Annotated in this window: 22 protein-coding genes; 4 read left to right on the top strand and 18 right to left on the bottom strand. The window is 70.6% G+C overall.

All coding sequences use genetic code 11. The annotated features are described in order from the left end of the window. Positions 1-156 precede the first annotated feature (156 nt). From ACFU5K_RS09775 to ACFU5K_RS09760, 4 genes are all read right to left on the bottom strand, one after another. Positions 157-1575, bottom strand: coding sequence for a sugar porter family MFS transporter (locus ACFU5K_RS09775; RefSeq protein WP_384058657.1), 1419 nt, complete (start codon positions 1573-1575; stop codon positions 157-159). A 231-nt stretch (positions 1576-1806) separates the two neighbouring features. Further along, the gene (locus tag ACFU5K_RS09770) at positions 1807-5517 is read right to left on the bottom strand and encodes an AAA family ATPase (protein ID WP_384058655.1); all 3711 of its coding nucleotides are present in this window, start codon (positions 5515-5517) and stop codon (positions 1807-1809) included. Positions 5518-5829: 312 nt separating this feature from the next. Further along, on the bottom strand, positions 5830-6042 hold the full coding sequence (locus ACFU5K_RS09765) for a hypothetical protein (protein ID WP_203182693.1): 213 nt from the start codon (positions 6040-6042) through the stop codon (positions 5830-5832). Between the two features lie 436 nt (positions 6043-6478). Beyond that, on the bottom strand, positions 6479-6760 hold the full coding sequence (locus ACFU5K_RS09760) for an acylphosphatase (protein WP_384058653.1): 282 nt from the start codon (positions 6758-6760) through the stop codon (positions 6479-6481). Between the two features lie 154 nt (positions 6761-6914). Here ACFU5K_RS09760 and ACFU5K_RS09755 point away from each other — a divergent pair, with 154 nt between their 5' ends. Then, positions 6915-7844 carry a CAP domain-containing protein gene (locus ACFU5K_RS09755; RefSeq protein ID WP_384058651.1) on the top strand — a complete coding sequence of 310 codons (930 nt, stop codon included), beginning with the start codon at positions 6915-6917 and terminating at the stop codon, positions 7842-7844. 154 nt (positions 7845-7998) lie between these two features. Here the strand turns inward: ACFU5K_RS09755 and mutM are convergent, their stop codons facing one another. The 9 genes from mutM to ACFU5K_RS09710 form a co-directional block, all read right to left on the bottom strand. Next, positions 7999-8853 carry a bifunctional DNA-formamidopyrimidine glycosylase/DNA-(apurinic or apyrimidinic site) lyase gene (mutM, locus tag ACFU5K_RS09750; RefSeq protein ID WP_384058649.1) on the bottom strand — a complete coding sequence of 285 codons (855 nt, stop codon included), beginning with the start codon at positions 8851-8853 and terminating at the stop codon, positions 7999-8001. A gap of 76 nt (positions 8854-8929) precedes the next feature. Continuing rightward, the gene (gene rnc, locus ACFU5K_RS09745) at positions 8930-9754 is read right to left on the bottom strand and encodes a ribonuclease III (RefSeq protein ID WP_384058648.1); all 825 of its coding nucleotides are present in this window, start codon (positions 9752-9754) and stop codon (positions 8930-8932) included. A 19-nt stretch (positions 9755-9773) separates the two neighbouring features. Further along, positions 9774-9947 (bottom strand): 50S ribosomal protein L32, encoded by a 174-nt coding sequence (gene rpmF, locus ACFU5K_RS09740; RefSeq protein WP_003965982.1) that lies wholly within the window; start codon positions 9945-9947, stop codon positions 9774-9776. A gap of 2 nt (positions 9948-9949) precedes the next feature. Next, the gene (locus tag ACFU5K_RS09735) at positions 9950-10615 is read right to left on the bottom strand and encodes a YceD family protein (RefSeq protein ID WP_384058646.1); all 666 of its coding nucleotides are present in this window, start codon (positions 10613-10615) and stop codon (positions 9950-9952) included. 135 nt (positions 10616-10750) lie between these two features. Then, complete coding sequence (locus tag ACFU5K_RS09730) at positions 10751-11905, bottom strand: cell division initiation protein (RefSeq protein WP_384058644.1); 1155 nt, start codon at positions 11903-11905, stop codon at positions 10751-10753. A gap of 97 nt (positions 11906-12002) precedes the next feature. Next, positions 12003-12482: a pantetheine-phosphate adenylyltransferase gene (gene coaD, locus ACFU5K_RS09725; RefSeq protein ID WP_384058703.1), complete on the bottom strand. Its 480-nt coding sequence runs from the start codon at positions 12480-12482 to the stop codon at positions 12003-12005. A gap of 26 nt (positions 12483-12508) precedes the next feature. Further along, on the bottom strand, positions 12509-13093 hold the full coding sequence (rsmD, locus tag ACFU5K_RS09720; protein ID WP_384058642.1) for a 16S rRNA (guanine(966)-N(2))-methyltransferase RsmD: 585 nt from the start codon (positions 13091-13093) through the stop codon (positions 12509-12511). Between the two features lie 98 nt (positions 13094-13191). Further along, positions 13192-15420, bottom strand: coding sequence for an ATP-dependent DNA helicase RecG (recG, locus tag ACFU5K_RS09715; protein WP_384058640.1), 2229 nt, complete (start codon positions 15418-15420; stop codon positions 13192-13194). 51 nt (positions 15421-15471) lie between these two features. Continuing rightward, on the bottom strand, positions 15472-17097 hold the full coding sequence (locus tag ACFU5K_RS09710; RefSeq protein WP_384058639.1) for a DAK2 domain-containing protein: 1626 nt from the start codon (positions 17095-17097) through the stop codon (positions 15472-15474). A gap of 256 nt (positions 17098-17353) precedes the next feature. Here ACFU5K_RS09710 and rpmB point away from each other — a divergent pair, with 256 nt between their 5' ends. Continuing rightward, positions 17354-17539 carry a 50S ribosomal protein L28 gene (gene rpmB, locus ACFU5K_RS09705; RefSeq protein ID WP_003965989.1) on the top strand — a complete coding sequence of 62 codons (186 nt, stop codon included), beginning with the start codon at positions 17354-17356 and terminating at the stop codon, positions 17537-17539. 75 nt (positions 17540-17614) lie between these two features. Here the strand turns inward: rpmB and thiD are convergent, their stop codons facing one another. Continuing rightward, positions 17615-18424, bottom strand: coding sequence for a bifunctional hydroxymethylpyrimidine kinase/phosphomethylpyrimidine kinase (gene thiD, locus ACFU5K_RS09700; protein ID WP_384058638.1), 810 nt, complete (start codon positions 18422-18424; stop codon positions 17615-17617). A 10-nt stretch (positions 18425-18434) separates the two neighbouring features. Then, entirely contained in the window at positions 18435-19406 is a 972-nt protein-coding gene (locus tag ACFU5K_RS09695; RefSeq protein ID WP_384058636.1) for a thiamine-phosphate kinase, read from the bottom strand. 320 nt (positions 19407-19726) lie between these two features. On the opposite strand from ACFU5K_RS09695, the gene ACFU5K_RS09690 reads away from it, so the two are divergent. Beyond that, the gene (locus ACFU5K_RS09690; protein ID WP_056791028.1) at positions 19727-19960 is read left to right on the top strand and encodes an Lrp/AsnC family transcriptional regulator; all 234 of its coding nucleotides are present in this window, start codon (positions 19727-19729) and stop codon (positions 19958-19960) included. A 20-nt stretch (positions 19961-19980) separates the two neighbouring features. Beyond that, positions 19981-20469: a DUF3515 domain-containing protein gene (locus ACFU5K_RS09685; protein WP_384058634.1), complete on the top strand. Its 489-nt coding sequence runs from the start codon at positions 19981-19983 to the stop codon at positions 20467-20469. A gap of 45 nt (positions 20470-20514) precedes the next feature. Here ACFU5K_RS09685 and ACFU5K_RS09680 read toward each other — a convergent pair whose 3' ends face one another. Genes ACFU5K_RS09680 through ACFU5K_RS09670 form a run of 3 tightly spaced genes read right to left on the bottom strand, consistent with a single transcriptional unit; the run spans position 20515 to position 23481 of the window. Further along, the gene (locus tag ACFU5K_RS09680) at positions 20515-21687 is read right to left on the bottom strand and encodes a D-alanine--D-alanine ligase family protein (RefSeq protein WP_384058632.1); all 1173 of its coding nucleotides are present in this window, start codon (positions 21685-21687) and stop codon (positions 20515-20517) included. A 34-nt stretch (positions 21688-21721) separates the two neighbouring features. Then, the gene (locus tag ACFU5K_RS09675) at positions 21722-22732 is read right to left on the bottom strand and encodes an NAD(P)H-dependent glycerol-3-phosphate dehydrogenase (RefSeq protein ID WP_384058630.1); all 1011 of its coding nucleotides are present in this window, start codon (positions 22730-22732) and stop codon (positions 21722-21724) included. After that, a complete protein-coding gene (locus tag ACFU5K_RS09670) occupies positions 22729-23481 on the bottom strand; it encodes a lysophospholipid acyltransferase family protein (protein ID WP_384058628.1) in 753 nt (250 codons plus the stop codon). The genes ACFU5K_RS09675 and ACFU5K_RS09670 overlap by 4 nt, the downstream gene beginning before the upstream one ends. Between the last annotated feature and the right edge of the window lie 31 nt (positions 23482-23512).

Raw genomic sequence — 23512 nt, 5'->3', positions numbered from 1 at the left:
CGGCCGGGTGCGCGACGCGCCACTGCCGCGCCCCGACGGACGCCGCCGGTTCCTGACACAGCCTCGGCGGCCCGGCCGCGTCCACCGCACGACGCTGCCCCGGGCAGCACGGGGGGCCAGACCGGGGCAGCGGGTCGAGGGGCGGGACAGTGGGGATCAGCCCATCTCCTCCAGCGTCTTGCCCTTGGTCTCCTTCACGAACTTGAGCACGAAGGGGATCGAGAGCACGGCGAAGCAGGCGTAGATGATGTAGGTGCCCGAGAGATTCCAGTCGGCCAGGCTCGGGAAGCTCGCGGTGATCGCCCAGTTGGCGATCCACTGCGCGGACGCGGCGACACCCAGGGCAGCGGCCCGGATCCGGTTCGGGAACATCTCACCGAGGAAGACCCAGACCACGACACCCCACGAGAGTGCGAAGAAGAGCACGAAGACGTGCGCGGCAATCAGGGCGACGGTGCCCTCGGTGTTCGGCAGCTTGCCGTCCACCAGATCCGCGGAGAAGGCCCAGGCCTCGAACGCCAGCGCGACGGCCATGCCCGTGGATCCGACGAGCGCGAGCGGCCTGCGGCCGACCCGGTCCACGAGGATCATGGCGATCACGGTGCCGATGATGTTGATGATGGACGTGGTGAACGAGTAGAAGAAGGAGTCGGTCGGGTCGATGCCGACGGACTGCCAGAGCGTCGCCGAGTAGTAGAAGGCGACGTTGATGCCGACGAGCTGCTGGAAGACCGAGAGACCGACACCGACCCAGACGATCGGCAGGAAGCCGAAGCGGCTCCCGAGCAGGTCGCTGAACTTGGACTTGTGCTCGCGGCGCATCGCCGTCTCGATCTCGTTCACGCGCGCGTCAAGGTCGGTGTTCTTGCCCTCGACCTCTTCGAGGATCTTCCGGGCGCGGTCCTTCTTGCCGACGGAGATCAGGAAGCGCGGCGACTCGGGGATGGCGAAGGACAGCAGCCCGTAGAGGATCGCCGGGACGACCATCACACCGAGCATCCACTGCCACGCCTCGAGGCCGGCGATCTCGCCCCGCTGGTCGCCGTCGGCGATCTGCAGGATGCCGTAGTTCACCAGCTGCGAGATGGCGATGCCGATGACGATGGCGGCCTGCTGGAACGAGCCGAGGCGGCCGCGGTAGGCGGGCGGAGAGACCTCGGCGATGTAGGCCGGGCCGATGACCGAGGCCATACCGATCGCGAAGCCGCCGATGATCCGCCACATTGCCAGATCCCAGAGGGCGAACGGCAGTGCGGAGCCGACGGCGCTGACGGTGAACAGCACCGAGGCGATCTGCATGCACCGGATACGGCCGATGCGGTCGGCGATGCGTCCCGCGGTGGCCGCACCGATCGCACAGCCGATCAGGGCGATCGCGATGACCTGTGCGAGTGTGCCCGACCCGATGTCGTAGCGGCTGCGGATGGCCTCGACCGCGCCGTTGATGACGGAACTGTCGTAGCCGAAGAGGAAGCCGCCCATCGCTGCGGCTGCCGTGATGAAGATGACATGGCCGAGATGCTCCGGGTGGGCGTCCCTGGCTCCGGACTCCGGTCCGCGCGCTGTGCTGGTCACATGAACTCCTGTTACCTGGCCGCAACGTCAGGTGTGGGGGTGAGCCCTCTTAGTGGCGCACAACACTCCGCCGACCACCACTTGAAGGCAAAAACGACATCAATGAAGCTATGTATTCAAGTCCTGAAGTCAAAGTGCACCTTCGACGCAGGCGTGGCTCACGCCTGCCCAGGAATTGCTACATCACACTGTGAAGTGTTGAAGATCAGGTAAAGACAGTCTGGCTCTCCGTCAGGCCGGCCGGCGCGCCTCCCGGCGAATCCGCTGGCTAATCACCTTCGATACCCCGTCACCCTGCATCGAGACGCCGTACAGCGCGTCGGCGACCTCCATCGTCCGCTTCTGATGCGTGATCACGATGAGCTGGGAGCTCTCCTGGAGCTCCTCCATGATCCGGATCAGCCGCTGCAGATTGGTGTCGTCCAGCGCCGCCTCGACCTCGTCCATGACATAGAACGGGCTCGGCCTGGCCTTGAAGATGGAGACCAGCAGGGCAACGGCCGTAAGGGATCTCTCGCCTCCGGACAGCAGTGAGAGGCGCTTGACCTTCTTGCCCGGCGGCCGGGCCTCAACGTCGAGGCCGGTCGTCAGCATGTTGTCCGGGTCGGTGAGGACGAGCCGCCCCTCGCCCCCGGGGAAGAGCCGGGCGAAGACGCCCTCGAACTCACGGGCCGTGTCACGGAACGCCTCGGTGAAGACCTGCTCGACCCGCTCGTCGACCTCCCTGATGACCTGCATCAGATCCGCCCGGGTCTTCTTCAGGTCTTCGAGCTGCTCGGAGAGGAACTTGTGCCGCTCCTCCAGGGCCGAGAACTCCTCCAGGGCGAGCGGATTCACCTTCCCGAGTTGCTGATACGCCCGTTCGGCCGCCTTCAGCCGCTTCTCCTGTTCGGCCCTGTCGAAGGGCTTCGGGTGGTTGCGCGGGTGCCCGGCGTCGGCCGGGAGCTCCTCCCCCTCGGTGGCGGGCGACGGCGGCACCAGTTGTTCCGGTCCGTACTCGGCGGCCAGGGCCGCCGGCTCGACACCGAAATCCTCCAGCGCCTTCGCCTCGACCTGCTCCATGCGCAGTCGCTTCTCGGCTCCGAGCACCTCACCCCGGTGCACCGAGTCGGTGAGACGGTCGAGTTCGCTCTTGAGGTCACGGCCCCGGGCCCGCTCCGCGGCGAGCTCCCGCTCACGCTCGGCCTTCGCCGCCTCGGCCCGGGTCCGCTCCTCGTCCGCCCGTAGGACCGAGACCTCCACATGGGCGAGCAGTTGCCGGGCCCCCGAAGCCACCGCCCGGGCCACCGCGGCCTCGTGGCGCAGCCGGGCACGGCGCTGCTCGGCGCGGGCGCGCGCCTCCCGCTCGGCGCGGGCCCCCCGGTCCAGAGCATCCGCCCGGCCGGCCAGAGCCTTGACCCGCTCCTCGTGAGTACGGGCCTGGAGGCGCGCCTCCATCTCGGTCTGACGCGCGTTGGCACCGTCGGCGGCGAGCCGGTCCCGTACGGATGTGTCCGGCTCCTCCTCGACGGGAGTCTCCTCGGCCACCAGCAGCCGCTCCGCCAGTTCCTCGGCCTCCTCGGTGGCCCGTTCCAGCGCCTCCTGCGCCCGGTGCGCGGCGGCCGTCGTACGCTCGGCCTCCCCCACGGCCCCGCGTGCCTGCCCGGCCAGCCGTCCCAGCTGCTGCGCCACCCCCGACTTCTCGCGTTCGGCGGCCCTGCGCCGCTCCCCCAGCTCCTCCACCAGGGCGGCAGCGTCACCTCGACTCGCGGCCACGGCACGCTGCGCCGAGGCGAGTTCCCCGCACCGCACCTCGAGCTCGGCCAGTTCGGCGGCCGCCTCGTCGACGGAGGCCTGCACCTCCAGCAGGCTGGGCGCACCGGCGGAGCCGCCGTGCGCGAAGTGGGCACCCAGGACGTCGCCCTCGGCGGTGACCGCGGTCAGACCGGGATGGGCGGCCACCAGTTCCTCAGCGTCCTCCAGGGTCCCGACGACGACCATGTCGCGCACCAGCCGCCGTACGCGGCCGAGCAGTTCGGCGGGCCCCCGCAGCAGGCCGGCCACCGGGGGCGCGGGACTGTCCCCGGTGGCGACGCCGGCCGGTGACTGCGCGGGCTGTCCGGCGGGCACCGGGGCGGCATGATCCGTCCCGGACGACTGCCCGGGCACCTGACGGCCCGCGGCGGCGGTGGCCGCCGGCCCCTGCGGTTGCTCCGCCCCCTGCGCGGGCACCAGACCCGGGCCTGCACCGCCAGGCACCAGCGCCGCACGGCCCGCGTCCTGCTTGCGCAGCAGGCGGATCGCCTCCGCCGCTGTGGCCGGGTCCGTCACCGCGATCGCGTCGGCAGCCGCGCCCAGCGCAGCCGCCACGGCGACCTCGTGTCCCGGGACCACGGTGACCAGCTCGGCCAGGGGTCCGAGCAGGCCCGGCAGCCTGTCGCCCGAGCCGAGCAGCACCCCGGTGCCGTCCTTGCGGCGGAGCCCCAGCGACAGGGCGTCGTGCCGGGCGGAGACGGCCGCACGGCTGCGCTCCGCGGCGGTGACCGTCTCGCGCGCCGTGCCGAGTGCCGCCTCCGCCGCCGCGAGTTGCCCCTTGGCCTCCTCGTGCCGCTCCGCCAGCTCGGCTTCGCCCGCGTCCATGCCCTCGACCTCGGCCCTGAGCTGTTCGTACTCCTCCTGCGCCGCCACCGCCCGCTCCTGCGCCTCGTCGCGTGAGGCTGCCAGCCGGTCGATCTCCGCCTGCGCCGAACCCGCCCGGCCGCGGGCGGCATTGACCTGCCCGGTCAGCCGCGCCAGCCCTTCGCGCCGGTCGGCGATCGCGCGGGCCGCGTCCCGCAGCCTGCGCTCCTCGGCGGCCAGCTGCCGCTCCAGTTCGGACCGGTGCGCGGTGGTGTCCTCCAGCGCGTGCTCCGCCGCTTCGAGGGACGCCTCAAGCTCGGCCTCCTGCTCACGGATCCGCGCGGCCTCACGTTCCATGTCCTGCGGATCGCGCCCGCGCCGCTCCTCCTCCGGCGCACCGGTGGCGCTCGTCACCCGCGCCTCGGCGAGCGAGATCGTGCCCCGTACCCGCTCGGCCAGCTGGGAGAGTTCGTACCAGGTCCGCTGGGCCCGCTGCAGCCGCGGTGCCAGCCGCCGGACCTCGTCCTCCAGGTCCGCCTCGCGGGCGAGCGCGGCCTTGAGTTCGGCCTCGGTGCTCTCCTTGCGCCGTTTGAGCGCGGCCTCGTCGGCGATCTCACCCGCCAGCGCCTCCCGCAGTCCCACCAGGTCGTCGGCGAGGAGCCGCAGCCTGGCGTCGCGGAGGTCGGCCTGGATGACGGCGGCCCTGCGGGCGACGGCCGCCTGCCGCCCCAGCGGTTTGAGCTGGCGCCGCAGTTCGTCGTTGAGGTCCTGGACGCGGGCGAGGTTGGCCCCCATCGCCTCGAGTTTCCGGGCCGCCTTCTCCTTGCGCTTGCGGTGCTTGAGCACCCCCGCTGCCTCTTCGATGAAAGCGCGGCGTCCGGTCGGGTCGGCGTGCAGGACGGAGTCCAGCCGGCCCTGACCGACGATGACGTGCATCTCGCGGCCGATACCGGAGTCGGAGAGGAGTTCCTGGATGTCGAGGAGCCGACAGGTGTCGCCATTGATCTGGTATTCGCTGCCGCCGTTGCGGAACATGATCCGCGTGATCGTCACTTCCGCGTACTCGATGGGAAGCGCGCCGTCGGAATTGTCGATGGTCAGCGACACTTCGGCACGGCCGAGCGGTGGTCTGCCGGTGGTACCGGCGAAGATCACGTCTTCCATCTTGCCGCCGCGCAGGGATTTGGCGCCCTGCTCACCCATGACCCAGGAGAGCGCGTCCACCACATTGGATTTGCCCGATCCATTGGGGCCGACGACACACGTGATCCCCGGTTCGAACCGAAGGGTAGTGGCGGACGCGAATGATTTGAAACCACGCAGGGTCAGGGCCTTGAGGTGCACGCCGCCGGACTCTACCTTTCACTCTCGGTTTCGCTGATGAAGGTGCAGGGCACATCAGACGTTAAGCGAGAGAGAGGGACCGGGGGCGGGCCGGAGGAAAGAAAGAAGGGACGCCGAAGCGTCCCTTGTATGTCCTGCGCGACACGGCTCATGCGGTTTCCGCGCACAGCCTTGATCGACGGATCGCCGATGGACCGGGTTCCGGGTGATGCCCGGCGGCCCAGGACAGCGATCCGCGACGAAGACATTTCATGGTTGGTCCCGAGCAGCTGGCACTTTTGGCCCGACCGGCCCCGACAGGGCCTTGGGGGGTCAGGTCAGCGCGGGCTCCGCCTGGGGTACGTCGATGTCGATGCTGTCGAGCAGCGACTCCTGGTGGTGGGCGGCGGCGTTCAGCGCGTCGTTCTCGTCCTGGATCCGTACGAGCTCGGATTCCAGGTCCTGGACGCGCTTTTGAAGCCGTCGCATCTCGGCGAGGAGTCGCGGGTCGGAACCGCCGACGTAACCGAGAAGCGCCTTTGCCATGATGGATGGTCCTCCACACTGAGTGACCGACCGAATGCGGTGTGGGTCGTGGAAATCGCACCCGCGGTGTTCGGCAGTGCTGTGTATCCACTGCTGTTCTGCTGTCACCAGCTCTGCCGAACAGCTGAGGTGCGCGGGGTTTTCAGAGTCTCACCAAAAAGTTTGACGGTCAACACGATCACACGCCGATGACCGGGCGTCCCGGGGGCGCGCGGCTTGTCGATCATGCGGCGCGACTCTCCTGCGGGCACCCGAGGGGCGTGAAGATCTTCGTCAAAGCCGCAGCCTGGCATGACATCCACTTCTTGGCAACCATGCTCCGCCGCCCGGCCCTTTCGCAGGTCATTTCGGGTGCGAGGCTCTATCGGCCCTCCCGGTCACAGCCGGCGTCCTCGCGAACACGGAACGGATCCGGGTCCTTCCCCCGGGCGAGCAGTCAGCGGATCGCGAATCCCTCATATCCGCCGCGAGGCGTGTCCCAGATCTCAGTGACTCCGTCCACGTGTCCGGGTGTGTCGTCGGAGCCGAGCCAGTCGAGCAGGCGGTGGCAATTCTCACGCGGCCCTTCCGCCACAACCTGCACCCGGCCGTCGTCGAGATTGAGGGCGAAGCCGGTGAGCCCGCCGATCTCCAAAGCATTTGCCCTGGTGAACCAGCGAAACCCTACTTGCTGTACTCGGCCGCGTACCCATACGACGAGACGCGCATCTGTGTTCATGCCCGAACGCTAACGGGCCAATTGCACGAGGAGCACGGCACCCCAATCCGCCATGGCGTAAGGTCCCCTCGCAATGACTCACCCGAACGGGTGAGTTTGATCAAGAATACGGTGACGTCGCAACGACGCCCGGAGCACGAGGAAGGCACAGCGCATGGGACGCCATCGACGCGCAGGCGCAGCCCCCGCCGCTGAGCAGCACGCGGCAGAAGCGGCGGGCGGGGCCCGGAGTGCACGCCGGAGGAAGCGGGTGCGACGGCCCGTACGCGCCGGACTGCTCGGAGTCTCGGCGGCCGTGGCCGTCGGCGCCGTCGCCGTCGCCTCCGGCCTTGTGCCCGGCGGCGGCACCTACAGCGTCAGCGGCGGACCGGCCGCGGACCAGGTCCGCTCGGGCGGTGGCCCGGACCTGCTGACCCAGGGCGACGCGTCGGCCGAGCCGACCGGCGGGGCCTCCGCATCGGCCGGGGCGGGCAGCAGCGCCGACCCTTCGGCCGCACCGTCGACGTCCCCCTCCGCCACCCCGAGCGAGAAGCCGAGCGACAAGCCCTCGGCGAGCGCGTCGAAGCGGGCGGCCAAGACTCCGGAGAGGACGAAGGCTCCAGCATCGAAGAGCAGGTCGTCCCGCCCCGCCACCAAGGCCCTCACCGCAACGAAGACCCCGTCGGCTGCCCCGACCCGTACGGCCACGGCACCGTCGAGCCCCGCCTCCACCTCCGCGCAGGCCGCGGTACTCGCCCTGGTCAACGAGGAGCGGGCGAAGGTCGGCTGCAGCCCGGTGACCAGGAGCGCGCCGCTGACCGCGCTCGCCCAGGACTTCAGCGAGGACATGGCCGCGCGGGACTTCTTCGGCCATACCGACCCGGACGGGGCCACCCCCTGGGACCGCGCCGCGGCAGCCGGGGTCGAGGGTCTCGGCGGCGAGAACATCGCGCGGGGCCAAGCCGACGCGCAGGCAGTGATGGATGCCTGGATGAGCAGCGACGGCCACCGCGCGAACATTCTCAACTGCGACTACACGACGCTCGGCGTCGGTGTGCACCTCGGTGCCGGCGGCCCTTGGTGGACACAGGACTTCGGCTTCTGATCCGAGTCCGCGCACAGCGGGACCACGTGCGCGCCCGCCCCTGTGGCCTGCGGGGGCGGGCGCAGCGAGATCATCGAGGCCCGGGACCGGTACGACGCGGCGCGAGGGGTCTGAATCCCGCCGCTCGCCCGGGAAATCCACGGCCCACGGTGGCTCAGACCCGCGGCGGGCGCTGGCAGCGGGGACAGAAGTAGCTTGAGCGGTTCATCCACGGCCTGCGGCGGATCGGCGTCCCGCACCGGTGGCAGGGTTCCTCCTCGCGTCCGTACGCGTCCAGTGACCGGTCGAAGTAGCCGGACTGGCCGTTCACGTTGACGTAGAGACTGTCGAAGCTGGTCCCGCCCTGCGCCAGGGCCTCCCGCATCACATCGCGGACATGGCCGAGCAGCTCCGCCGTCCTCGGCCGGGTCAGGGTCGCCGTCGGCCGCTCGTAGTGGAGCCGGCTGCGCCAGAGCGCCTCGTCGGCGTAGATGTTGCCGACCCCGCTGATCAGGGACTGGTCGAGCAGTGCCCGCTTGACCGTCGTGCGGCGCAGGCGCAGTGCCGCGTGGAAGGCCGTGTCGTCGAAGGCCGGGTCGAGAGGGTCCCGGGCGATGTGCGCGATGACGTCGGGCAGCCCGTCCGGGGTGTTCCCGTGGAGCGACAGCCCACCGAAGGTCCGCTGGTCGACGAAGCGCAGCTCGGTGCCGAGGTCGTCGTCGAAGCCGATGCGGATCCGCAGGTGCTTCTCGTCCGCCGCCTCGGTGGGCTGCACGAGGAGCTGACCGCTCATGCCGAGGTGGCCGAGCATCGACGAGTCCGCCTCGTCGAGAGGGACCCAGAGGTATTTCCCACGTCGCAGCGCCGTGCCGAAACGCAGACCGCGGAGCCGCGCGGAGAAATCGGCTCCGCCCGCGAGGTGCCGGCGGACCGCACGCGGATGCAGCACCTCGACGTCCTCGACGGTTCGACCGGACACCCAGCGCTCCAGACCGCGCCGTACGACTTCGACCTCGGGCAGTTCAGGCACGGCGGGCACTCCTTCGCGGGGAACGGGACAGCGAAAACCCCCCGGTGCACATGGCACCGAGGGGCTCCCGGACGGGTCAGGCCGGAGCGGCGTCCGAATGCGGCGACGGGTCGGCAGGGGTGTCGGCGACCCCTCCGTCGGCAGCCGCCTTCGCCGCTGCCTCCCGTGCTTCCGCGGCGGCGCTGATCTCGCGCCAGGCGGACTCCGCCGCCTGCTGCTCCGCTTCCTTCTTGCTACGGCCGGTGCCGGTGCCGTACGAGACACCACCGACGCGAGCAGCAGCAGTGAAGGTCTTCTCGTGATCGGGGCCGGTCTCCGTGACGAGGTACTCGGGGACGCCGAGGCTCTCGCTCGCGGTGAGCTCCTGGAGACTGGTCTTCCAGTCCAGGCCGGCTCCGAGGCTCGAGGACCTGTCGATCAGCGGGTCGAAGAGCCGGTGTACCAGCTCCGAGGCCGCGCCGAGGCCCTGGTCGATATAGACGGCGCCGATCACCGCTTCGAGGGTGTCGGCGAGGATGGAAGCCTTGTCCCGGCCACCCGTGCCCTCTTCACCGCGGCCGAGCCGGATGAAGGAGCCGAGTTCGAGGCCGCGGCCCACTTCCGCAAGTGCACGCGAGTTGACCACCGCGGCCCGCAACTTGGCCAACTGGCCTTCGGGCAGATCGGGGTGGGTGCGGTACAGCGTGTCCGTGACCACCAGGCCGAGCACGGAATCCCCGAGGAACTCCAGCCGCTCGTTGGTGGGCAGACCGCCGTTCTCGTATGCGTACGAGCGATGGGTCAGCGCACGCACCAGAAGGGCGGACTCGAGGTGATACCCGAGCCGCCCTTCCAGAAGCGTGTGGGACGAGGCTGTGTTGATGTTGTCTGCCTGCTTCTTGGCGCTGGACAACTCAGACATCGGGCCTCTCACCAGCCGCTCAGACCTCGAGGACCTGGCGCTTGTTGTAGGTGCCGCAGCTCGGGCACGCAATGTGCTGGAGCTTCGGCTCCTGGCAACGCTCGCACGAAACCAGGGTGGGGACCGCAGCCTTCCACTGCGACCGGCGGTGGCGCGTGTTGCTGCGCGACATCTTCCGCTTCGGAACAGCCACGGCTACTTCTCCTGCTTCTCGTCGACGCCAGGTTCGGCGCCGCCCATGTTGTCCTTCTCGCCGTCCTGAACGGTCTCGGCGAGTCCTTGCAGTGCCGCCCAACGCATGTCGACGGCATCGTGGTGGTGGCCCGGATTCTCGTCCAGCCTGACTCCGCATTCGGAGCACAGACCGGCACAGGACTCCTTGCACACCGGCTGCAGCGGCAGTGCGAGCACCACCGCGTCACGCAGCACAGACTCGAGGTCGAACAGGCCGTCCTCGAGGAAGAACCTGTCCTCGTCGTCCTCGGCGTCGTCGACCGGGTCCGCGGTCCTGCTGCGGTTCCGGTCATCGGCGTCAGGGTACGAGAACATCTCCTGGAAGTCCGCTTCGACCTCGAAGGCCAGCGGCTCCAGACACCTTACGCACTCCCCCTCGGCCGTCGCACGGGCGGTGCCTGTGACGAGCACCCCTTCCATGACCGATTCGAGGCGGAGGTCCAGCGCCACCGGCGCCTTCTCCGGCACGCCGACGACCCCGTCGATACCTAGGTCCTTCGGTGCTTCCGCCGTGCGGGTCAGCCGCTTCTGGGTACCCGGACGCCGGCCCAGCTCGCGCGTATCGAACACGAGAGGGCTGCGGTGGTCGAGGTGGCCGTTCAGGGCTTTTCCTGCTTTCGAGATCATGTGCGTGGTGCGGTTCGGGAGGGCCACCCCTCTCCGGACGGAAAGAGGGCAGCCTGGATCGCGGACATACGCGCGACCGAACAGCCAGGATACTGGACGTACCGCCCAGCTCCCAATCCGGTCCGGTCCACCCCCTCAGTGGCCCTGTTCGTACCGGCGCAGCTGCTCCAGGTCGATCATGCTCGTGTCGAAGAGGCTGGTCTCGTCCAGCTCGCTCTCGCCCTGCTGCGCGGGCACCTGGCCCTGCTGGGGCCAGTACTCCTGCTGCTGGTTCGGGTCGTACGCCTGCTGGTACGCGTACGGGTCGGGCTGCTGCTGATAGCCGTAGCCGTCCTGGGGCTGCTGCTGGTCCTGGTAGCCGTACGTCTGCGCGTACTGCGGCTCGGATCCGGCCTGGGCGGGAAAGCCCGTCTGCGCGGGGTCCTGGTAGCCGGTCACCGGCGCGTAGTCCGGCTGGACCGGCTCCGCGTAGGACGGCTGGACGGGCTCCGCGTAGGACGGCTGGACGGGCTCCGCGTAGGACGGCTGCCGCGGCAGCTGCTGCGGCTCGGGGGTGGCGAGTTCCGCGAGGCCCGCCCAGTGGTCCTCGTCGCTGGTGTGCTGTCCGCCACCCGCGGCGTCCTGGGCGGCCATGTGCGCGCCGAGGTCGTCGGTGGCGACCCGGCCGTGCAGCTTCTGCCTGCCCCGGCCGACGGCTTCCAGCGTCTTGGCGAGCACCGCCTCGAACGCACCGAGCTTGGTGTCCACGTAGTCGTCCGCGCGCCGCCTGAGCGTCTCGGGGTCGGCGCTGCGCTCGGGGGCCTCGGCGAAGTCGGGGTCCTGGTAGCCCTGCTCGTCGAGGCCCTCGCCGCGCCCGAGGAGTTTCTCCCGGCCCCGGTCCACGGAGCCGATGGTCTTGGTGAGGACGACCTCGAAGTTGGCGAGCTTGCTGTCGACGTATTCGTCTGCCTCCGCGCGGACCTCGTCGGCCTCCCTGCGGGCCTCGGACAGGATCCGGTCGGCCTCCGCCTGGGAACGCTGGGCCACCTCCGTGCCCGAGATCAGCGAACCGCGCTCGGCGTGGGCGGACTCGATGATCCGGTCGGCCTCCTGCCGGGCCTGTTCCACGAGCTGCTCGCGGCCGCCGATGAGCTCCTGGGCGTGGGCGAGCGAGCCGGGAAGCGCCTCGCGCACCTCCTCCAGCAGCGCGAGCAGCTCGGCCCGGTTGACCACGCAGGACGCCGACATGGGCATGGACCGGGCGTTCCCGACCGTTTCGACGATCTCGTCGAGCTTCTTCTGCACGTCCACCGTGTGCTCGCCACTCTCTGCCGCTGTTGGAGACGGACGGGACGACTGTAAGGCCAGTCGCCTCCCGTCCGACACCTGGTGACGGTCGGTCAGCGCATCACTTCACGCCGAGCCGCTCCACGAGCGCACGGTGGACCGTGGGAGGCAGCAGGTGGGCCACGTCGCCGCCCCAGGTGGCGACCTCCTTGACCAGGGAGGACGACAGGAAGCTGTAGGTCGGGTTGGTCGGCACGAAGAGCGTCTCGACCCCGGAGAGGCCGTTGTTCATCTGGGCCATCTGCAGCTCGTAGTCGAAGTCGCTGACGGCTCGCAGGCCCTTCACGATGGCGGGGATGTCGCGCTGCTTGCAGAAGTCGACCAGCAGGCCGTGGAAGGACTCGACCTGGACGTTGCCGAAGTCAGCCGTGACCTCGCGGATCATCTCGATCCGCTCGTCGACCGTGAACAGACCCTTCTTGGACTGGTTGATCATCACGGCGACGTGCACGACGTCGTACAGCTTCGAGGCTCGACCGATGATGTCGAGATGTCCGTTGGTGATGGGGTCGAACGACCCCGGACAGACGGCGCGGCGCAACGTGGTTCCCTCGCTCTCCGGTGCGGTCATCGTGCGTCTTCGCACGTAGAGGCGGCGCGACCGTACCAAAGCGTGGCCTCGCCGTAGCGGCGGGCCCGTAGCGGCTCGAAACCGTCGGGCCAGCCGAATTCGCCGCCTCTCGTGCTCCGTTCCACCGTGACGAGGGCATCGCCCGTGAGCCAGCCCTGAGTGCGGAGTGTGAGCAGGATCTCCCGGAGATCGTCGTCGGTGACGGCGTACGGCGGGTCGAGGAACACCACGTCGTACGGCTCCGAGGGCGCGGGCCCCGTGACGATCTGTTCCGCCCGCCCGGCACGGAACTCCGCGCCGGGCAGACCGAGCGTCCGGATGTTCTCGCGGACGGTACGCGCCGCCTTGGCGTCGGCCTCCACGAGCAGCGCATGGGCGGCTCCGCGGGAGAGGGCCTCCAGGCCCACGGCGCCGGAGCCGGCGTACAGGTCCGCGAGGCGGATGCCGTCGAGGGTGCCGAGGAGCGCCGCCCAGGTGGAGAACAGGCCCTCGCGCGCACGGTCGGACGTGGGGCGGGTGCCGGTGCCTGGCGGGACGGCCAGGCGGCGTCCGCCGGCCGAGCCGGCGATCACGCGGGTCATGGGTGTCTGGTCCTCGGGTCGCGGGCGGCACACAGGACGGGACGTGTGCCGTGCTCTCCACGATATGGCGTCCCCGGATTTCCGCCCGGTCACCCCCGTCACCCCTTGTCGAGGTACTGCTCCCGGTCCTTGTCCAGCAGCGCGTCCAGCGCGATGCGCAGTTCGGGCAGCCGGTCGAGCTCCGGGTCGTCCGCGACGACCCTCACCGCCTCCTCGCGGGCCGCCGCGATGACCTCCTCGTCGTCGATGACGCTGAGCACCCGCAGGGAGGACCGGACGCCGGACTGGGCCTGGCCAAGGACGTCGCCCTCGCGCCGCTGCTCGAGGTCGATCCGGGAGAGCTCGAAGCCGTCGAGGGTCGCGGCGACCGCGGAGAGCCTGGCCCGGGCGGGGCTCGCCTCGTGGGCCTCGCTGACCAGCAGGCAGAGGCCGGGGGCGCTGCCCCGGCCGACGCGGCCCCGGAGCTGGTGCAGCTGGGACACCCCGAAGCGGTCGGCGTCCATGATCACCATGGCGGTGGCGTTGGGGACGTTCACCCCGACCTCGATGACCGTGGTGGCGACGAGGACGTCGACCTGGCCGGCGGCGAAGCGCCGCATGACGTCGTCCTTGTCGTCGGGCGGCATCCTGCCGTGGAGGACCTCGATGCGCAGACCGCTCAGCGGGCCCCTGGCGAGCTGTGCGGCGATGTCCAGCACGGCGAGCGGCGGCCGCTTCTCGGCGTCGTCCTCGGGGGCGGCCTGCTTCTTGCCCGCCTTTCCCTTCTTCTCGGCCGCCTCGTCCGCGTCGTCGCCGATGCGGGGGCAGACGACGTACGCCTGGTGGCCGTTCCCGACCTCCTCGCGGACCCGTTCCCAGGCGCGGTCCAGGAAGTGGGGCTTGTCCTTGGCGGGGACGACGTGACTGGCGATCGGGGAGCGTCCGGCCGGGAGCTGGTCGAGTACGGAGGTCTCCAGGTCGCCGAAGACGGTCATCGCGACCGTGCGCGGAATGGGTGTGGCCGTCATGACGAGGAGGTGCGGGGGCTGCTTGCCCTTGGATCGCAGGGCGTCGCGCTGCTCCACCCCGAACCGGTGCTGCTCGTCCACGACGACCAGGCCGAGGTCGTGGAACTTGACCTTGTCCTCGATCAGCGCGTGCGTGCCGATGACCAGCCCCGCCTCGCCCGTGACCAGGTCGAGCAGCGCCTGCCGGCGGGCCGCGGTGCCCATGGACCCGGTGAGCAGGACGACCTTGGTGCCCAGGTCGGAGCCGCCCAGCATCCCTCCTTCCGCGAGCTCGCCCATCATCTCGGTGATCGACCGGTGGTGCTGCTGGGCGAGCACCTCCGTGGGGGCGAGCATCGCGGCCTGGCCGCCCGCGTCGACGACCCGGAGCATGGCCCGCAGCGCGACAAGCGTCTTGCCGGAGCCGACCTCGCCCTGGAGCAGGCGGTGCATCGGGTGTTCCGTCGCCAGGTCGCCGAAGATCTCCTCGGTGACCTTCTGCTGTCCTTCGGTGAGGGTGAAGGGGAGCGTGGCGTCGAAGGCGTCGAGCACCCCGTCGGGGACGGGCTTCCTGGCCACCGCGGGAAGCTGGGTGTCGGCGTACCTGCGGCGGGCGAGGGCGACCTGGAGGACGAAGGCCTCGTCCCAGCGCAGCCGGTCGCGCGCGGCCGCGACGTCCGCCCTGGTCTGCGGACGGTGGATCCTGAGCAGCGCCTCGGGGAGCGGGACGAAACCCCGCCCCTCGCGCAGCGCGAGGGGCAGCGGATCGACGGCCTCCTGCGCGCTGGGCAGGACGGTGTCGACGGCCTTGGCGATCCGCCAGGAGTCGAGTTGCTTGCAGGCGGGGTAGATCGGCAGCAGCCGGCCCGCGAAGGCGTCGACGGCCTCGGCCACGTCGGCCTCCTCGTCGCCGTCCTGCACGTCCAGGAGCTGGTACGTGGGATGGGCGAGCTGCATCTTGCGGTTGAACACGGAGGCCTTGCCCGCGAACATCGCGCGCCGCCCGGGCAGCAGCTCCTTGTGGGGTTTGTGGACGCCATGCCCGAAGAAGACGAGCTGGAGCCTGCCGCTGCCGTCGGTGAGGGTGACTTCGAGCCGCTTGCCCCGGCCGTTGTTGAACATCATGATCCGCGCGTCGGCGACCTGGGCGACGACCGTGACGTGCTCGTCCAGCGGGAGGTCCGTGAGCGCCGTGAGCCGGCCCCGCTCCTCGTACCGTCGCGGATAGTGGTGGAGCAGGTCACCGACCGTGTGCAGGTCGAGGTGTTCGGCCATCACCTTCGCGGTGGCTCCGCCGAGCAGCTTCTTCAGGGGTTCATCGAAAGCGGACACGCGGTCCATTGCACACCACGGCACTGACAGATGTCGCCGGGCGCGGCGCGGGGCGCAGCGTCACTCGACGCCGATCAGCAGGGGCGCGGTCTGGTGGCCGCCCCGGTAGACGACGGTGTCGACGGCCAGGTAGCCCTCGCGCACGTACGCGCTCAGGGCGTCGGCGAGGGTGTCGGGGACGTCCTCCCCCAGGACCAGGGTGACGAGTTCACCGCCTGCCGACAGCATCCGGTCGAGGACGGTGCGGGCGGTGCCGGGCACGTCCTCGCCGATGACGGCGACGTCCCCGTCGATCAGCCCGAGGATGTCGCCGGCCTGGCAGATCCCCGCCATCGTCCACGACTGGTGCTCGGCCACGGCCAGTTCGGCGTACCGGGTGGCACCGGCCGCCGCGGTCATGGCGACCACGTCCTCGTCGAAGCCGCGGCCCGGTTCGTGGACGGCGAGGGCGGCGATCCCCTGGACGGCGGCGCGGGTGGGGACCAGGGCGACGCGGATGCCCTCGGTCCTCGCCTGTTCGGCGGCGGCGGCCGCCGTGTGGCGCAGCTGGGCGTCGTTGGGCAGCAGGACCACCTCGCGGGCGTGGGCCCGGCGGATCGCGTCGACCAGTTCGCCGCTGGCGGGCGGCTCGCCGGGGCGGGCCAGCACGGTCGTCGCCCCGGCCTCGGTGCAGAGGCCGGAGAGTCCGTCGCCGGGAACGACGAGGACCACCGCGCGCTGGGCGGGTTCGCGGTGGGCGCGGACCCGGCCTGCGGCGAAGTGCGTGATCCGGATCCGGTAGGGCCGGCCGGCCTCGACGCCGGCCTCCACGGCCGCCCCGGCGTCGTCGACGTGGACGTGGACGTTCCACAGTCCGTCGCCGCCGACCACGACGAGCGAGTCCCCGAGGTCGTCCAGCCGGCTCCGCAGCCTGGCCACGGCGTCGTCGGTCGCCTCAAGCAGGTAGATGACCTCGAAGGCGGGGCCGCCTGCCGGGTCCGTCTCCGCACATTCCCCGGTAAGCGGCAGCACGTCCGGGGGCGCCGGCCGGACGCTGCGCTCCGGGGCCCGTCCGCAGACGGCTTCCAGCAGGGCACCGAGCACGGCGACCAGGCCCTGTCCGCCCGCGTCCACGACACCCGCGCGTCCGAGGACGGCCAACTGGCCGGGGGTGGCGGCCAGGGCCGCGACGGCGCCTTTGTACGCCGCGTCGAGCACGTCCCCCAGACCCGCGCCGGCCGACGCGGCCCCGGCCGCCTCGGCGGCGGCGGTGGCGACGGTGAGCACCGTGCCCTCGACGGGATGGGCGACGGCCTTGCGCGCCGCGGCGGCGGCCTCCGCCAGGGCGGCCCGCAGGTGAGGTGCGTCACCCGCCTCGGCCAGCACTCCGGCCATACCGCGCAGCAACTGGGCCAGGATGGTGCCGGAGTTCCCACGGGCGCCGATGAGCGCGCCGTGCGCCATGGCCCGCACGGCGTCGGCGGGGGCGGGGAGTGTGGAACCCGTCTCATGGGCGGCGAACACCGCCTCGACCGCCGCCGTCGCCGACTCGACGGTCAGGTACAGGTTGGTGCCCGTGTCCCCGTCGGCGACGGGGTAGACGTTGATGGCGTCGATCGCCGCACGCTCGCGGCCCAGGGCCTCCAGAGCCAGTGAGCACCAGGTACGCACCGCGACGGCGTCGAGAACGTCGTGGGACTGCGGCACCTTTGGTCCTCCTTGGGACTGCCGTGGGGGGCTGGCTGCACCGCAGAGTAGTCCTCGCCCGCAGGTCCGGCGGGCGCAGGTACGGGGAGGAGGGGCCGGTAAGCCGTGGTAGTTTCGTATCTCCGACGCAGCCGTTGTATGCTGCTCCGGTTGCCCGACGAAAGTCGGGACATTCCTCCGGTACCGCCACTTCAGTAAAATGATTCAGGCGCGCCGGAATTCACTGTAAGTGCATCTGAAGTCTTTGGAGTGACCCGTGGCTGCCAACTGCGACGTTTGCGGCAAGGGGCCGAGCTTCGGCAACAGCATTTCGCACTCGCACCGCCGTACGTCCCGTCGCTGGAATCCCAACATCCAGCGCGTGCGTGCAGTGGTCGGTCGGACGCCGAAGCGGCTCAACGTCTGCACCTCGTGCATCAAGGCCGGCAAGGTCGCGCGCTGACGTCCCCGTCGTAGCGCAGCCTTCCGGTTGCCCAAAAAGCCGGTCCACCTCGGTGGACCGGCTTTTTGCTGTCCTTCACCGCGCGGACCGCACCGACCAGCCGTGATCGACAGGGCCGATGCCACCACCCAGCGCGAAGCCGGCCCGGATCGCGCCGGTGACGTAGTCCTTCGCGCCCCTCACGGCCGTCGGCACGTCCTGGCCGCGGGCGAGTCCGCACGCGATGGCGGAGGCGAGGGTGCAGCCCGTGCCGTGGGTATGCCTGTTGTCGTGCCTCGGTGCGCGCAGCCAGTGCTCCTCGGTCCCGTCGGTCAGCAGGTCGACGGCGTCACCGGGCAGATGGCCGCCCTTGATCACGACCCAGCGGGATCCGTACGAGAGGACCTCGGCGGCGGCCTCGCGCATTCCGGCCTCACCGGCGACCGTGATGCCGGTGAGCTGGGCCACCTCGTCGAGGTTCGGGGTGGCGACCGTGGCGAGGGGCAGCAGTTTCGTGCGTACGGATTCGAGCGCCTCGGCGGCGAGCAGGGCGTCCCCGTGCTTGGAGACCCCGACGGGATCGACGACGACGGGGGCACGCGTGCCGGCGACGAGTTCGGCGACGGTCTCGACGAGTGCGGCCGATGCCAGCATGCCCGTCTTGACGGCCTGGACGCCTATGTCGTCGACGACGCTCCGGTACTGGGCGCGCACGGCTGCCACCGGGAGTTCCCAGGCGCCCTGCACGCCCAGCGAGTTCTGGGCGGTCACGGCGGTGAGCACGCTCATCCCGTGCGTGCCGAGGGCCAGCATCGTCTTCAGGTCGGCCTGGATGCCCGCACCGCCGCCGGAATCGGATCCGGCGACGGCGAGGACACGGGGCGGTGCGGCTGCGGGTGCTGTCATGCCCCGGAATCTACGGGGCGTCCTCGATGGACCCGAAATGGTCCCAGCCGCCCTTGCTGGTCCACGGGGCCCCGTCGACGGTCACCTGAGGGAGCGCCGACGGGTTGAGGACCTCGCCGATCACCCTCCAGCGGGCGGGGAGCTTCACATCGGCGGGGAACGTCGCCACGATCGCGTGGTCTTCTCCCCCGGTCAGTACCCACTGCAACGGGTCGACCCCGACGGCCTGCCCGATGTCCGACATCTGCGAGGGGATGTCGATGAGCCCCGAGCGCAGGTCGATGCGGACCTTGCTGGCCTCCGCGATGTGCCCGAGGTCGGCGACGAGCCCGTCGCTGACGTCCGTCATGGCCGTGGCTCCGAGTCCGGCCGCCGCCGGGCCGGCGTGGTACGGCGGTTCGGGGCGCCGGTGTGCCTCGACGAAGGCACGCGGTGAGCGGAACCCGCGGGAGAGCACGGCGAATCCGGCGGCGGACCAGCCGAGCCAGCCGGTGACGGCGACGACGTCGCCGGGCCGGGCTCCGGCACGGGTGACGGGTTCGTGGTTGCGCAGGTCACCGAGCGCGGTGATCGCGACGGTGATGGTGTCGCCGCCGACGACGTCACCGCCGACCACCGCCGCGCCTGCGACCTGGCATTCGTCACGCAGCCCGTCCATCAGCTCCGCGGCCCAGGTGACCGGGAGGTCGGCGGGTACGACGAGGCCGAGGAGCAGCGCGGTGGGCACGGCGCCCATGGCCGCGATGTCGGCGAGGTTCTGGGCGGCCGCCTTGCGGCCGACGTCGTACGCGGTGGACCAGTCGCGGCGGAAGTGCCGCCCTTCCAGCAGGATGTCCGTACTGGCCACGACCCTGCGGTCGGGAGCGGCCACGACCGCGGCGTCGTCGCCGGGTCCCAGCCGTACCGCCGGAGTGGTGGTGAGCCGGGAGGTGAGCTCTCTGATGAGCCCGAACTCCCCCAACTCGCCCACGGTTCCCTTCACCGAGTCTCACCTCTCATGTATCGCACCGGACACCTGTCCGGGCTGCTTCAGCGGCCGGAGGTCCGGGCCGTGGACGGACGGCCCGGGGGAACCGGTGGCCCCGGGCCGTGCGGGCGTCACCGTCCCCCTTCCGCCCCGGTGGGCTTGCGGTCGCGAGCCCCAACTGCTGTCGGTACCGTCAAGAGATACGTCAACATCTGTGGTGCGTACGCCACGCTGTGGGCGTCAACCGGTCCGCAGGTCTCCCCTCGGCCCGTGGCGACGCGATAACGTGGCGTCCCTTTCCCCCACATGATCCTCGTGGCCGCCCTGGAGGTTCCGTGGTACAGGCGTACATCCTCATTCAGACCGAGGTGGGCAAGGCGTCGATCGTCGCCGAGACCATCGCAAAGCTCCCAGGAGTGATTCAGGCAGAGGACGTCACAGGCCCCTACGACGTGATCGTGCGCGCGCAAGCCGACACGGTCGACGCCCTCGGTCGCATGGTGGTCGCCAAGGTCCAGCAGGTGGACGGCATCACGAGAACCCTGACCTGCCCGGTCGTCCACCTCTGACCCCTGTCTACGCTGGCCCGGTGACCCGCACCCGCCGCCTGCTTCCCGGACCTCGTGTCCTGTCCACGTCCGCCGCCCTGTTCGTGCTGGCCGCGGCGGGCTGTTCCGCCGGCAGTTCCCAGCCCTCCGTGGCGGTACCCACTCCGTCGCCGGAGGCCGCCGGATACTGCGAGGCACTGCACGGGGAACTGCCGGAGACCGTCGCCGGTCTGGAACGGAGCGATCCCTCACCGGAGTCGGAACTGACCGCCGGCTGGGGGGACGGGGCGATCGTACTGCGCTGCGGTGTCCCGCGGCCCGCGAGGATGGATGATTCCCAGTCCAAGGCCGTGGAGGCGGACGGCGTCAACTGGCTGCTGGAGCAGCGCGACGGCGACGGCCCGCGGTTCACGACCACCTATCGCAAGGCGTACGTCGAGGTGACGCTCGGGCCGGAGTTCACGCACGACGTCACCCCGCTGTCGTCGTTCGCGGCACCGGTCGAGAAGACGGTGCCCGACAGCCTCTGAGGGGCTTCGAGGGCTGTCCCCCGGCGGGAACAGCCCTCATGGGGCTCAGCGCAGGCCGGTGGGGCGGTTCAGCGCGGCCTGGATCAGCCGGTCGACCAGTTCCCCGTAGCTCACACCGCTCTCCTGCCACATGCGCGGGTACATGGAGATCGGGGTGAAGCCCGGCATGGTGTTGATCTCGTTGATGACGAACGTGCCGTCCTCCGTGAGGAAGAAGTCGGCGCGCACCAGGCCCTCGCAGGAGGCGGCCTCGAAGGCGTCCACGGCGAGCCGCCGCACCTCGGCGGTCTGCTCCTCGGTGAGCGGCGCGGGCACCAGACCGGCCGCCGAGTCGATGTACTTCGCCTCGAAGTCGTAGAAGTCGTGTGCGGTGACCGGCGGGATCTCGGCGGGGACGCTCGCGCGCGGTCCGTCCTCGAACTCCAGCACGCCGCATTCGATCTCGCGGCCGCGCAGCAGGGACTCCACCAGGAACTTGGGGTCATGCCGGCGGGCCTCCTCGATCGCCTCGTCGAGTCCGGAGGGGTCGTCGACCTTGGTGATGCCCATGGAGGAGCCGCCGCGGGCGGGCTTCACGAAGAGCGGCCAGCCGTGTTCGGCGGCGAACTCCATGATGCGCTTGCGGGCAGCGGGGCGGTCGGACTCCCACTCCCGGGGGCGGACGACCTCGTACGGGCCGACCGGCAGCCCGAAGGAGGTGAACACCCGCTTCATGTACTCCTTGTCCTGGCCGACGGCAGAGGCCAGGACTCCGGCGCCGACGTACGGCACCCCGGAGAGCTCCAGAAGTCCCTGGAGCGTGCCGTCCTCGCCGTACGGGCCGTGGAGCATGGGGAAGACGACGTCGACCTCGCCGAGCGCCGTGGGAACGGCGCCGGGTTCACCGACGACGACGTCACGGTTGCCGGGGTCGACGGAGAGCGTCACCACTCCGCGGGCGGACTCGGCCAGCTGGTCCACGTCCGGGACCTGCCGGTCGGCGATGGCCATCCGAGCCGGGTCGTCGGACGTGAGGGCCCAACGTCCGTCCCTGGTGATGCCGATCGGCAGGACGTCGTACTTCGTCCGGTCGATGGCGCTCATGATGGCGCCCGCCGTGACGACCGAGATGCCGTGTTCGGAGCTCCGGCCGCCGAACACGACGGCCACGCGCGGCTTGCGGCCCTGCTCGGCGCCGAGGGGGCTCTCGCTGCTCTGGGGGAGGTTCTGGCTGCTCATATCGCGATGAGCGTACCTGCTGGTAGAGCCCGAGTCAGCGCCGCTCGGGCTTGGCGCTGCGTGACATCAGCTCCTTGAGCGCGACCACCGGCGGCTTGCCCTCGTGGACGATGCCGACGACCGTCTCGGTGATCGGCATGTCGACACCGTGCCTGCGCGCCAGATCGAGCACCGATTCGCAGGACTTGACGCCTTCGGCGGTCTGCTTGGTGACGGCGACGGTCTCCTGGAGCGTCATCCCGCGGCCGAGGTTGGTTCCGAAGGTGTGGTTGCGCGACAGCGGGGACGAGCAGGTCGCCACGAGGTCGCCGAGTCCGGCGAGTCCGGAGAAGGTGAGCGGGTCGGCGCCCATGGCGATGCCCAGGCGGGTGGTCTCGGCGAGGCCCCTGGTGATGAGCGAGCCCTTGGTGTTGTCGCCCAGGCCCATGCCGTCGGCGATGCCCACGGCGAGGCCGATGACGTTCTTCACGGCGCCGCCGAGCTCGCAGCCCACCACGTCGGTGTTGGTGTACGGCCGGAAGTACGGGGTGTGGCAGGCGGTCTGGAGACGCTGGGCCACGCTCTCGTCCGCGCAGGCGACGACGGCAGCGGCGGGGCGGCGCTCGGCGATCTCCTTGGCGAGGTTGGGGCCCGTGACGACGGCGATGCGGTCGGCGGTGACCTTCGTGACGTCCTCGATGACCTCGCTCATCCGCTTGGCGGTGCCGAGTTCGACGCCCTTCATGAGGGAGACGAGGACCGTGCCGGCCTCCAGGTGCGGGGCCCAGTCCGCGAGGTTGGCGCGCAGTGTCTGGGAAGGCACCACCAGGACGGCGAAGTCGGCGCCGCGCAGCGCCTCCGCGGCGTCCGTGGTGGCCCGGATCGAGGCGGGGAGCTCGATTCCCGGCAGGTATCCGGGGTTGGTCCGGGTGGTGTTGACCGCCTCGGCGACCTCGGCCCGGCGCCCCCAGAGGGTGACCTCGCAGCCCGCGTCGGCGAGGATCATGGCGAAAGCCGTACCCCATGAGCCGGTTCCGAGGACGGCCGCTTTGGCGGGGTGCGTCACGTGGATCCCTTTCCCTCTGCCTTGCGCCGCTGTTCAGCACGGGCCTTGCGGTGATCGTAGAGCTCGGCGGGCGCCTTCTCTCCGCGCACGTCCTCGAGCTGGGCGGTGATCGCGGCCATGATGGTCTCTGTCGCCTGGCGCAGCACGTCGGGCGTCGGGTCGAGGCCGTAGTAGCTCGAGAGGTCGACCGGCGGCCCGGCCTGCACCCGCAGGGTCTTGCGGGGGAACAGCCGGAGCTTGTTCTCCTTCGCGTAGGGCGGCATCGCGAGGTTGGCGCCCCACTGGGCGACGGGGATGACGGGAGCCTTGGTCATCAGCGCGACGCGGGCGGCGCCGGTCTTGCCGGCCATCGGCCACATGTCGGGATCGCGGGTGAGCGTGCCCTCCGGGTAGAAGGCGACGCATTCACCGCGTTCCACGGCGGCGACGGCGGCCCGGAAGGCGTCGAGCGCGTTGGTCGTCTCGCGGTAGACGGGGATCTGGCCGGTGCCGCGCAGCATCATTCCGACGAACGGAGTCCTGAACAGTCCGGCCTTGGCGAGCAGCCGCGGCACGCGCCCGGTGTTGTACTGGAAGTGCGCGTAGGACAGCGGGTCCAGATACGAGTTGTGATTGACCGCGGTGAGGAATCCGCCCTCGGCCGGAATGTGTTCCATTCCCCGCCAGTCCCGCTTGAACAGAACCACCAGGGGCGGTTTGGCGATCACCGCAGCCAGGCGGTACCAGAAGCCGATTCTACGGCGGGACACTCGGAGGCCTTCCTCTAGGACTGAGCTGCTG

Origin of the sequence: Streptomyces sp. NPDC057428 (assembly GCF_042803195.1) — a bacterium.
Lineage (GTDB): Bacteria > Actinomycetota > Actinomycetes > Streptomycetales > Streptomycetaceae > Streptomyces.
Note: the sequence above shows the minus strand (reverse complement) of the source record. Positions and strands in the feature narration are given on the sequence as shown.